The organism is Kitasatospora sp. NPDC023176 (assembly GCF_055560495.1).
Genome location: NZ_JBVHIP010000041.1, coordinates 31,588 through 42,566 on the forward strand (window position 1 = coordinate 31,588; position 10,979 = coordinate 42,566).

The 10,979-nt window shown below is 69.9% G+C and carries 7 protein-coding genes and 1 pseudogene; 5 read left to right on the forward strand and 3 right to left on the reverse strand.

Annotation, left to right across the window (positions count from 1 at the left end):
• Window positions 1–96: 96 nt before the first annotated feature.
• Window positions 97–603 (reverse strand): transposase, encoded by a 507-nt coding sequence (locus ACZ3YL_RS36185; RefSeq protein WP_465661715.1) that lies wholly within the window; start codon window positions 601–603, stop codon window positions 97–99.
• An 819-nt stretch (window positions 604–1,422) separates the two neighbouring features.
• On the opposite strand from ACZ3YL_RS36185, the gene ACZ3YL_RS36190 reads away from it, so the two are divergent.
• Both ACZ3YL_RS36190 and ACZ3YL_RS36195 read left to right on the forward strand, forming a co-directional pair.
• Window positions 1,423–1,842: an ATP-binding protein gene (locus ACZ3YL_RS36190; RefSeq protein ID WP_465661717.1), complete on the forward strand. Its 420-nt coding sequence runs from the start codon at window positions 1,423–1,425 to the stop codon at window positions 1,840–1,842.
• A gap of 90 nt (window positions 1,843–1,932) precedes the next feature.
• The gene (locus ACZ3YL_RS36195; RefSeq protein WP_188302626.1) at window positions 1,933–2,244 is read left to right on the forward strand and encodes a hypothetical protein; all 312 of its coding nucleotides are present in this window, start codon (window positions 1,933–1,935) and stop codon (window positions 2,242–2,244) included.
• Between the two features lie 1,642 nt (window positions 2,245–3,886).
• Here the strand turns inward: ACZ3YL_RS36195 and ACZ3YL_RS36200 are convergent.
• On the reverse strand, window positions 3,887–4,309 hold the full coding sequence (locus ACZ3YL_RS36200; protein ID WP_188302624.1) for a hypothetical protein: 423 nt from the start codon (window positions 4,307–4,309) through the stop codon (window positions 3,887–3,889).
• 413 nt (window positions 4,310–4,722) lie between these two features.
• A complete protein-coding gene (locus ACZ3YL_RS36205; protein WP_465661720.1) occupies window positions 4,723–6,168 on the reverse strand; it encodes a Mu transposase domain-containing protein in 1,446 nt (481 codons plus the stop codon).
• Between the two features lie 1,086 nt (window positions 6,169–7,254).
• Here ACZ3YL_RS36205 and ACZ3YL_RS36210 point away from each other — a divergent pair.
• The 3 genes and pseudogenes from ACZ3YL_RS36210 (at window position 7,255) to ACZ3YL_RS36220 (ending at window position 9,701) form a co-directional block, all read left to right on the forward strand.
• Window positions 7,255–7,998 (forward strand): IPT/TIG domain-containing protein, encoded by a 744-nt coding sequence (locus ACZ3YL_RS36210; protein ID WP_188302622.1) that lies wholly within the window; start codon window positions 7,255–7,257, stop codon window positions 7,996–7,998.
• A gap of 886 nt (window positions 7,999–8,884) precedes the next feature.
• A pseudogene (locus ACZ3YL_RS36215) lies at window positions 8,885–9,478 on the forward strand (DnaB-like helicase C-terminal domain-containing protein); the annotation flags it as partial.
• A gap of 46 nt (window positions 9,479–9,524) precedes the next feature.
• The gene (locus tag ACZ3YL_RS36220; RefSeq protein ID WP_465661760.1) at window positions 9,525–9,701 is read left to right on the forward strand and encodes a hypothetical protein; all 177 of its coding nucleotides are present in this window, start codon (window positions 9,525–9,527) and stop codon (window positions 9,699–9,701) included.
• Window positions 9,702–10,979: the final 1,278 nt, after the last annotated feature.

The window sequence follows — 10,979 nt, forward strand, 5'->3', positions numbered from 1 at the left end:
CTTCCGGCGCGCTCGACCGTACGGGTGAATCGACCGGTCGGGGGATTGCGGCTATTTCGGCCTGATGAGTAACTGGGTGCATCCGAACCGGGTGGGTCACCCATCCTCTCCGGGGGTAAGCAGCTGCGGTGTCTGCCAGCGCTTCCGGCTTGCGCCTAGTCGCTGAAGTGGCGCGCTGCCGTACCCCGTTCGAGGAAATTGGATCCGCGGGCCGGTGCGAGTCTCATCGCACCGGCCCGCGTCGGGTCGTCTCCGCAAGAGCCGGCAGAAGCACTCCGCCGCCGAGGGCTGCGGGCCCCGGCCGTCCGCGACCCGGGCCCGGTCGCGCAGCGCGTCGTGGACCCGGTCCCAGATGCCGTTCGCCGCCCACACGCGAAACCACCGGCAAGCCGCGCCCCAGGGAGCCAGGTCGTGCGGCACCAGCCGCCAGGCGCAGCCACTGACCAGCACAGACAAGACCGTGTCGACTATCAGCCGACGAGGGAACTTCAGCCGGCGACCCGCCCGGCGCGGATCCCGCATCGGCAGCAGCGGCTCGATCACCGCCCACTGGGCATCCGTCAACGACGAGTCATAGACCGGCTTGCAGGCACAGACACACATGACGGTGATCTTCGCGGTCAGCCCGACGCAAAGATCACCACCAGCGGATCACGCCATGAAGTTGATCAATCACCCAACACTTCCTCAGGCGAGATCGTTCTCGGGGATGCGCCTGCGGCGCAGCTCCTCGCGGTGACGGTGCCACTGGAGGCCGCCCCTCGTCGACGGTGCCTCCAACGTCGGTGCGACGTCGGGTTGACCGGCGCACGGCCGGGGCGGGCTTCGCCTCGCGACGTCGCCCGTGCGTCGGCGCGCCGGTCCTCCGGCCGAGGTTGGCCGGTCCTGCAGCGCAATCCCCACCAGGACGCTTTCCCCGGCCGCGACGCGCACATGCGGAACGGCTGATTTCGGCCAGGTCGGTGCGGAATTTCCGTGAGCGAGTCGCCGGCCGCCCTTGTGCACCCGGAGGAAGTTTGCCCCAAAAAGCTCCACTGATTGCCGGGACCAATGGCCCGCCGCCATTCGCCGTCAAATCCGGGCTCGAGGGGACGAAACAAGCCGTTTCATTTCGCCGGATCATCGACGGCGTGAGCTATTCCTACCTTCACACTAGGCGCTGCATTGCATAAATGCGCCCCCTTTTCTTGCGGCGGATAGCTCCCCGCGAATAATCTATTTCGGCTGCGCCCTGAAGGGAATGAGCCCCAGGCCCCGGGCGTGGACCGGGACGCGAAAGCCACGAGCAACCGCACCGGCAGCCGCATTCGGCTCGTGAGCCGAGAAGCGGTCCCGCCGTTCACCGAGGAGGAGATTCCACTGACCACCGCAGAGATCGATGGACGGCTGGCAGGAGCTCTCGCCGAAGATGTCCTGCGACACTTGGTCAGAGGCCGTCCGCTGTCCTTCAGGCTGCCGTCCCTGGTCCGCGCGGTACCGATCTCCCGGCGGCTGGCAGGACTGTGGCTGGACGCCGAGGGCGTTCGGGCCGGCCATACCCGGGACGCCGTCCTGCTGGTGATCTCCGAACTGGTCACCAATGCCCTCGAACACTCCAACAGCGCGCACATCACCGCCTGGTTGCGCCGGACCGCGGACCAGCTCCTGTTGGAGGTCCGTGACCAGGGAAAGACCTCCGCGCTGCCGCAGCTGCGCCGAGCCACGCCGGACGAGGACCACGGCAGGGGTCTGGCGCTCGTCGCGGACTACTCGCAGGACTGGGGGGTGCGGCTCAGTACGGACGGCAGCTGCTCGGTGTGGGCCGCCGTCCCGCTGTCCGGTCAGAGCGCCGCAGCGTGCTGACCGTTGCGGGACGGTCGCGATCCAGCCGGGCCGGGCGGCGCATCGAGCGTCAGCCCCGGTCTTCCACCGCGCACATCGTGAGGAGAACCCATGTCCAGCTCAGGCATCGAGAGCCGTGAGATCGTCAACAGCGTCATCAACTCGGTGGCCCGGCTCGACCGCGACGGCCTGCGTCGCCTCGATTCCGAAGGGCTCAGCGCGCAGTTCAACGCGCGTCTGGAGCTGGAGGACTACTTCCACGCGCTCTGGGAGCACTTGAAGGAGTGCGGTGAGCGCCCGGCCGTCCGCACGGAATACCAGCCGCTCGCCGCTGTCCTCGACCTGCTCGCGAGCTTGAGTGAGAACGCCATGTTCGCGGACGGCGTCACGCAGCAGGACCTGTTCCGCCAGCCCCAGCAGTGACAGGCACCTCCGGAGGCAGGTGCCCGGGGTGTCGGCGGGAGGATGCCGGCGTCCGTGGCCGGTCGACCGGCCGGGGCAAGGGCGCGGGGCCCGGGCGGCAGCGCGGTTCAAGGGTGCGAAGCGCCGGGAGACGAGCAGGACGCCGATGCATCGGCGGGCCGTGCACCGGGTCACGCCCGCAGTCGCGCGGCTCCACGACCGCGCACTCGGTGGGCGGGCCGGTCCCGTTTCACCCCGTCCTCTGCGCATGCTTCTTTGTAATGACGTGGTGGTCTGGCCGGTACCCGGGGTGGGGTTGATGGGGCGTGTCGACATCGCGTTCCAGTTCTGAGCGGTCACGGGTGCGGCGTCCTCGGATGGAGGTCTCCATTGCCCCCGTGGTGGAGAGGCGTCTGGGCGCTCTGCCTGCCTCTGCCGAGTTTCTGCGCGGCCTGGACCTCGGCCGGGCGCTGGACGCCATCGCGCCGCACGTCGAGCAGATCATCGGCACGGTCGGGGGTCAGGCGATCGCCGAGTTCGGCATCGACTGCGCCCAGTTGCGCTGGGACATGACCTCGCTCTCCCTGTACGGGGATTACGAGGGTACGGGGATTACGAGGCGCAGGTGGAGGGGTATCCGCAGGCCAGGCACGGGCACCCGAAGGACGGGCGCCCGGATCTCAAGCAGATCCAGGCCGGGCCGGTGGTCACCGGCGAGGGTGGCATCCCGGTGTTCCACCGCGCCTACAGCGGCGGGGCGGCGGAGGTCGCCCAGGTGGTCGGCGCGATGACCGCTCTGCGGAAGTTGTCTGCGCAACGCGACCTGCTGATGGTCGGCGACTCCGAACTGATCTCCTACCCGAACGTGACCGCCCTGCTGGCCGCTGGCGTCCGGTTCGTCGCGCCGTGCCCTGCAGCCCAACGATGTCTACGCCGCCGGTGGTCTTGCGCCGGATCCTGGTGCACTCCACCGCCAACGCCACCGCGCAGCGCACCGCGCGGGAGCGCAAACCCACTCGCGCTCGGCGACTTCAAGGGCCACCTCGCTGTGGCCCCCCAGGTTCCTGCACACTGCCCTGATCACCGTGATCTGCGTGGCCCTGCCGGTTTTCTGCCTGATTGAACGCCAAGTCCGCCAAGTCCACGGGGACAACCAGAAGATGCGCGGCCTCTACCCCGACAACCGGGCTGTACGCCCCACCGGCCGAATGATCTTCTACCACCTCTCCAGCCTTCGACTGCGGACGGCACCGCCACCGACCCACCCACAATCCTCATCATCTGCGGCATCCAGGCCGATCTGCTCGCGTTACTCGGCATCGACGAAAGCCGCCCACGCCGGCTGGAGACCTGGAACCCCACCTGCGAAGTCCGGGTTTCACCGGGGACTCCTCGCGTCCGCACGGTGTCGTGAGGCCGTGCGGCGAGGTGGGGACGGCACCCACCTCGCCGGTCGCCGGCGGGCCTTCGCGGACCATGCGGGCAACGGCGGTCTCCGAAGGGCGGGCCGAATTCGGCGGCCGCCTCGAAGGCCGAGGCCTTGTCGACCGGCGTCGGCGCCGTCGTGCCGCGCCTGTGAAGCGGACGGCTCCACGACGCGGCCCGACCGCCGGGGCCCTGCACCCGAGCAGGTCGACAACGGGTACCCGTACGCCGCGAGACCTCACACCTCGGAGTACTCGACGATCTCCAGGGCCTCCGTCAACTCGGCCGTCACGGCGTCCTCGCTGTCCAGTGCAGCAGCGGAGTCGCCGACCGAGTTGGACACCGCCGCGTGGACGCTGTCGGTCGCCGCAGCGATGATGTCCGCGCGGACTTGGGCGTGCTGGCAGGAGCAGTCGTGCCTCGCTCCGGCCAGGATGACGAGGGTGTGGAGGTTGTAGGCGCTGGCGCCGGCGGTGTCACCGGCGACGTCGGCGTCGATGGCCGCCGCGTTGCTGGCGAGCGCGGCCGCGAGATCGGCGGCACAGGCCGACACCTGGGGCACGGGGGCTTCCGCGGCCTGGGCCGCTGGGGCGATGGCGAGTGCAGCGCCGGTTGCGATGACGACGGCGACGATGCCAGCGGCGAGACGAGAACGGGCCATCCGAATCCCCTCCGAAAAGAAGCGTTTCATGCCGACGGGCGCCGGCATGGACGGAACGTAATGCACCGCCGAGCGCGGATGGCAGGGCGTGTGGACGGGCAGGGTGGTGCGAAGAATTGATGTTCCGGCAATCCAAGGCGAATCCGTAGTCTTCATACAAAAGTTGCGCTACTCCATCCGGGTCACTATCAGGAAGGTCGGCGTCCGGGACCCGGAAGGGCGGGATGGGGAATTCGGTTAGCAATTCCCGGCGTTTTACTTGCCGCCGGTCTGTGAAATTACCCGGCGCCGGTCGGCCGCGCGCAGGACGGGGGCCGCGACCGCACGCATCCTCGGGCGCGGCCTGCCGGACCCTGCACCGGACGTGATCACGTCCGGTGCAGGGTCCGGCAGGCTTAGGGCCGTCGTACGCGCTATCTCGTCCGGTCCGGGTGCCTCACCGAGCCGGTGTGGCTTCGCCGGTACGGCGTCGGGTCGTGCTGCCGATGCGCGGCGAGGTGGATCACGGCTTCGGAACGGACGTGCTCCTCGTCCTCGGTGGGCTCCTTCCGGATCCGGTCGAGAACGCCCGTCCACCGCCAGGACCGGCGCGCCGACGAACCGCCGGCCTGTCGACCGGGCTCTAATCCGTCCTCCTGGCGGGCGTCCTGTCGGAGCGCTTCGGCCGCCGCGAGCGCTTCGGCGGACGGCGGACTGTACATCCTGCTGGTGCAGGCCGGCCTCGGCACCGGGAGCGGGCGCTCGAGACCGATCCCGTGCCGATGGCCGATGACCGACAGGCTGGCACCGTCGGGCGCCAGTGAATGCTGGGCGATCACCCGTCCACGAGGGGCCGCGATCGCCAGGAGGGGGTCACCGAGCCTTCGGCGCACTTCCACGGTGTGGCCGTGCAGATGCCGCGGAACCGCGTAGAGATTTCCCCGGTACGACACCATGCTGTTGGCCGAGACCGTGCGGGTCACGCTGATCCTGGCGGGGTACGGGTCGCGGGGGAGGTCGAGCAGGACCGGCGTGGGCGGCACGGTGCTTCCGTCGTGGCCGCCCCGTGCCGAGACCTGGCGGGTGTGCATGAGCCTGGCCAACCTGTCGAGGCTCTCCTGCGCCTCCAGCGGGCCGGTGTCCGCACCGCGGGTCCGCCACCACAGGGCGAGCGCTTGCCCGATCGCCTCGTCGTCGGCGTCCTGCCGCGCCAGACCCAGATCCGAGACGACACCGTAGTGCTTCGCGACCCTGCCCAGCGCCGTGGTCAACTTTCCGCCTCCCGGGCAGTGGATCGGCTGCTTCCGGTCGAAGCGCCAGCGCCAGCCGGTCCCGCCGAACTGGCGCAGGATCCGGTCGACGGAGCCGACCAGGTGGCCGAAATCGATCTGCTCCGCGAGCGCCGCGCTCCAGCCCTGGGAGCGGGTCAGGCGTCCCACCAGGACGCAGGCGTGGGTGCTACCCCAGTCCGCAGGGGGGTCGCAGAAGACGAACCAGCGGAAGTGCACTTCCTCCGCGTCGTCCTGCCGAGCGGGGCGGGTGCGGGGCGGACGCTGGCACAGCGGGCACCTGGGACGCAGCTGATGGGTCCGCAGGGCGCGGGTGAAGGTCGAGTAGCCGCCACTGTAGCCGAGCTCGACGAGTTCGGCGAACAGTGCCGACGCCTCGAAGTGGGCATCGTCCTGCAGTCGCTGGCGGCAGTAGGGGATGAACCGCTCGAACTCGCCCCAGCCGGAGCTGCGGACCCCGACCGTGCGCTTCCCGCTCAGATAGGAGCTCACCGTCTTGCGGTCGCGGCCGAGGAGACGGGCGATTGCGGCGATGGACAATCCTCGGGATCGCAGGGCACAGATGTTGATGTATTCCTCTCCGGTCAGCAATTTTGCTCCTGTAGGGATTCGATACGGATTACGGCCCCCTCGTGGGGCCCATTGGAAGCCAGGAAATATACACGAAATCCCGAGGTGGGAGCAGAAAGGATTTTTCAAGACGTCGCCGATTGCTGTGTAATTTGAGTGAGCGAATCGCGCTGCACTCAATTGGCAAAGGCCTCGCGCATGTCATGTCAAGCCGCACGCGAAGGTCAGCCAAAGAGTGGCTGGATCTCGACTGTCGAATGCTTGACAATCTTCGCAAGCACACGAGGAGGGTCGACTGGAATAGACCTCTGCGGGCGCGCCGGCGCTCGCGGTCCTCCCCTGAATTCCGGGCCGGGCACGCATCCGGCCGCCCGTCGCGCCACTGCCCGGCGTGCCGTGGCGCGCACGGCAGCGATCCCGGACGGTCGCACGGCCGGCACCGCCGCTCGGAGAAAAGGTCAGTGGCATATGCGGATGTGCGCGCGCACCCGCACGCCCCCCGTCCGCTACCGTGCCCGGACGTCGGCCGGGCCGGGCGTCAACGGCAGTTGACACGTCCTGGACCTGCGCGCCGCACACCGGAAGCGCACCCGGCCGCCATGGGACCGACCCACGGACGGCCCCGCCGGTGCGGCCGGGAAGGTCCGCGCGTCCGGCGTGGCCGGGCGTTCACGCCGGGCGGGCCGTACTCCCAGCCGCAACGTGCCGCCAATCGGGTGATGTCACGTCAAGTGCCTTGCCTGCTTGTCACCTCAATGGGTTACTGGAAGCTCCAATCCGGTGGGTCGCCCATCCTCTCCGGGGGAGTGGGGCGTCGGCCTGCCGTGCGGCCGGTCACTACCGTGGCGCCATGGGCTCCCCTGGCAGGGGCGTGAACGATCCGCCCGCCACCGCGACCGGCGACATCCATCCAGGACGGTCTCGTCCTCACGCCCGGAAAGCGGCCCGGCCACACCCGTGGACCGGCCCGCAACCGGCGCCCGGTTCACCGCCTCGGCCGTCCGTTGCGTCCCCGCCGGGGCCTGGTCCGACCCGCACCGTGCGTAACCTGCGATCCTCCTGGACCCGCCGTCGCGGCCTTCACCCACCTCGTTCAAGGAGGCAGTCATGCCCATCTCCCCCAACCAGGGATCGACCGGCGGCGGAACCATCGTCACCATCACCGGCGTCAACCTCGCCGGGGCCACGGCCGTGCACTTCGGCTCCAAGCGGGCCACCATCACCGCCAACACCGCCACCTCGGTCACCGTCATCGCGCCGTCGGGCAGCGGGACGGTCCAGGTGACCGTGACCACCCCGGGCGGCACCAGCAACCCGCTCACCTTCTACTACGTCGGCGCGCCGTTCAAGGCCGCGCTCAGCGACACCTCCGGGCCGCTGGCCGGCGGCAACGCCGTCACCATCACCGGCACGGGGTTGTCGACCGCCACCGCCGTGAACTTCGGGGCCAACACCGCGACACCGACCGTCGTCAGCGACGGCCTCATCACCGTCACCGTGCCCGCGGGCACGGCCGCCGGATCGGTCGGGGTGAGCGTGACCACTGCGGGCGGAACCAACAACGGCTTCACCTACACCTACGTGGACGCGCCCACCGTGGCCACTGTCGTTCCCGGCGTGGGCCCGACCTCCGGCGGCACCCCGGTGACCATCACCGGCACCTCCCTGAGCAGCACCCAGTCGGTCACCTTCGGCGGCACGCCGGCCCCGTTCGTCGTCGTCAGCGACACCGTCGTCACCGCCGTCACGCCGCCCGGCACCGCCGGGGCCGTCGACGTCACGGTCACCAGCGCGGGCGGCAGCGCGACCGCCGTGGGCGCGTTCACGTACCTCGCCGGCCCGGGGATCTGATCCGGAAGTCAGGCCACTGGCCAACGGACCGCACGGCCGACGAGGCCGGCTGCCCGGGCGGGACCGTCATCGGCCGCGCCCGGGCAGCCTCGTCCCGTCGTACCCGCCGCCCGGTTCCCCGCCGGCCCCCGGGGAACGGAGCCGGCCGCCCGATCGCACACGGGCCGGCGGCCGTGGGCGCCGCGATCGGGCGGAGGCCGAGTGCCGCGATGGGTTTTCTGGCCGTGGACTGGGTCCTCGAGCATTCGCCAGTGAACGACGCCTTCGACCCGGGTGCTTCAAGCACCCCAACTCTGTCCTCTAACTCAGTCCACTCCTCTTCTGGTCCGTCCGCAGCGCAGCCGGCGGTGGGGAGGCGGAAGAAGACCGGCACGGCCGATCCGGGAACCGCTCCCGGACGGTTCGGGGACAACGGCGAAACCGCCGCGAGGACGCCCGGGTACAGCGGATCGTCGCGCCCTGGATCAACGCACGCAAGGCCGCGGGCTTCGGCCCGCACCGCCGGGCGACAGCGCTGCGCGACTTCACCGCGGCAGCGACCACGTTGGTGCGGCAGGGCCGGCCGGTGAACTGGCTGGTCGCGGTCGCGACATGGATGGGAACCTGCAGCTGTCCTGGGTGGGCCTGGGTGAGGCCACCAAAGCCCAGTACGCCGGTGCTCCGGCCGAGCCGGCTTCCGAAGCACCTGGCCGCCGACCCTCCGGTCGTTCTGCGGAGACTGCGACGAAGGCTGGGTCTTCAGCCGCGTCAACGGGCATGGAGACCGCGGATCGCTGTGCCTGCACGTCCGCCGCGCAACTGGTTCCCAGCAGCACCTGACCGGCCGGTCCCGCGCGCCGGAGAGCAGGAAGGCGGCGCCCGTGACCCTGCCGGCCCGCCCCTCGCCATGACAGGAGACCGCCATGACGATCCCTCCGCAAGCCTCCCCGCACCTGCCACCGACGGACCCGGGCCGCCGGCGCCACCGGGGGGAAGAGGAACGGGAGGCGGAACGCCGGCCCCCGCAGGACCTCTCGGCCGAGCAGTCCGTGCTGGGCAGCATGCTGCTCTGCCCGGATGCCATCCCGGTCTACCTGAACAGCTTGGAGATGACGCATACGCAGGTGATCCAGCGCCTGGTCGCTGCCGAAGCCCCTGTCCCCCTGCACGGCATCCGCGACCGCACGCTGAACGAGGAGCAGGAGGCACGGCGGCTGCGGGCCATCGCCCTGGCCGGCGCTGGCCGTCGACACGAGCGAGGAGGCCACCGTCCCCCGGCTGCGTTCCCTGCTTGCGCCGCCTGCAGTCCCAGGGACGGCTCCCGGCCGTCCTCCTGGTCGACTACCTGCAGTTGATGACCCCCGAGACCGGCCAGGCCACCAGTTGCACGACCGAAGTGGACGAACTTGCCCGCGGCCTCAAGATACTCGCGAAGTCCTTCAACATTCCGGTGGTCGTGGCCGCTCAACTCAACCGGTGCGTCGAGCAGCGCGCGGACAAGAAACCCGCCATGGCCGACCTGCGGGAATCCGGTGGCATTGAGGCCAATGCCAACGCAATCCATCCTGCTCCACCGGGAGGCCGCCTACGCGAAGGATTCTCCGCGCGCCGGCGAGGCGAACCTGATCGTGGCCAAGAACCGCATGGACGGCACATTCACGGCGACGGTCGCGTTCCAGGGCCTCTACTCGCGTTTCGTCGACATCACCCGCAACGTCACATGACGTCCCCGGGGTCCCGGCTTTGTGGCCGGATCCTACGGCGGACGGCCGACCCGGGGTCACTGGCGTGACTTCTCAGGTCAGCGACTTGGACGGTGCCGGGCGTGCCGGGGATGACACGGCTGTGAGGCCGGTCGCCCCGGCCCGCTGTGAATCTTCGACGTCCTCGCGCAGGTCCCGCCCGGCTCGATCCCGCGGCGCAACCCCGGGTCGGGAAGTCGCGATCCCGCCGGGTGGGGAATCAGCGTGAAAATTCCCCAAAGGGGGTCCGTTTTCGCCGATCGGCGTCGGGTCGCGCGCTACGGAATCGGCCGTTTCCCGGATTTCGGGAGACGGCCGGGCGCTGCGCCAAGCGAGTGAAAGAAGGTCGGAAGGCTTGTCACCGATTTCACGGCTCTGGATTACTTTTCCGTATCCAACCGGCGGGCCGCCCATCCCTCCCGGGGGAAGCGCGCAGTCGGCGCCCGCTGTTGCTTCAGGCGGCGGGGGGACGTACGGCTGGCGATGGGCACCCCCGTGGAGGACGTGGATCCATCTGCCGGCACCGTCTCAGCGGTGCCGGCGGATGCGGCGGCTTACATACGCCAGGAGGCGTCATGCAAGCGATCCAAAGGCTCCGAGGTGTGCTGGCCCGTGCGGCGGACAGGTGGTCTGCTGGCCCCCCTCCCCCGGACCGCCGACGGACGACTTCAGCGCTGTGGTGCTGGGGTCATCTGCTGGGGTGGTACGTGCCGACGGTGCTGGTGAGCCGTCAACCTGCGGGTGGACCGTCGAGGACGGAGCGCGCGACCGCGGCCGAGAACGGCCACACCTTCGAACGGAACTCCTCCGTGATGCGCTCGACCGAGTCCGTCCGCGGCAAGCACCGGCGGCGCCGGGGGCGGATCGGCCGAGGACGGCGTCTTGGCCGTCCCGGGGAGGCTTCCGACAACGGCGACCGGGCGGATGGCGGCGATCTCCTTCGCTGGGACGAGCCGGTCTGTTCCGCCTGACCCGCCCAGCGACGCACCCCTGACGAGCCCCGGTCGATGTTCCTCCGTCGACCGGGGCTCCCCGCCTCGGCGCCCGTCGTCGCGCATCCCCAGGCGAACAACCGACTCTCTGAAGCCGCTTGCGCACGCACGACATCCGTCAACTCGGAGACTGCACAACCCTATGGAGGTATGTCATGGTTGATCACAACATACCGGTGATCGGTTCGGTCAGTCCGGCGTCGGGGGCGGCGGGGTCGGTGGTGACGCTGACGGGCAGCGGGTTCGAGGGGGTGACGGCGGTGCGGTT

Bases quoted from the DNA above. Each gene is read 5' to 3' on its own strand.
- ACZ3YL_RS36185 (WP_465661715.1), bottom strand. From the start codon at position 603: ATGTGTGTCTGTGCCTGCAAGCCGGTCTATGACTCGTCGTTGACGGAT.
- ACZ3YL_RS36195 (WP_188302626.1), top strand. From the start codon at position 1,933: ATGTCCAGCTCAGGCATCGAGAGCCGTGAGATCGTCAACAGCGTCATC.
- ACZ3YL_RS36200 (WP_188302624.1), bottom strand. From the start codon at position 4,309: ATGGCCCGTTCTCGTCTCGCCGCTGGCATCGTCGCCGTCGTCATCGCA.
- ACZ3YL_RS36210 (WP_188302622.1), top strand. From the start codon at position 7,255: ATGCCCATCTCCCCCAACCAGGGATCGACCGGCGGCGGAACCATCGTC.
- ACZ3YL_RS36220 (WP_465661760.1), top strand. From the start codon at position 9,525: ATGCCAACGCAATCCATCCTGCTCCACCGGGAGGCCGCCTACGCGAAG.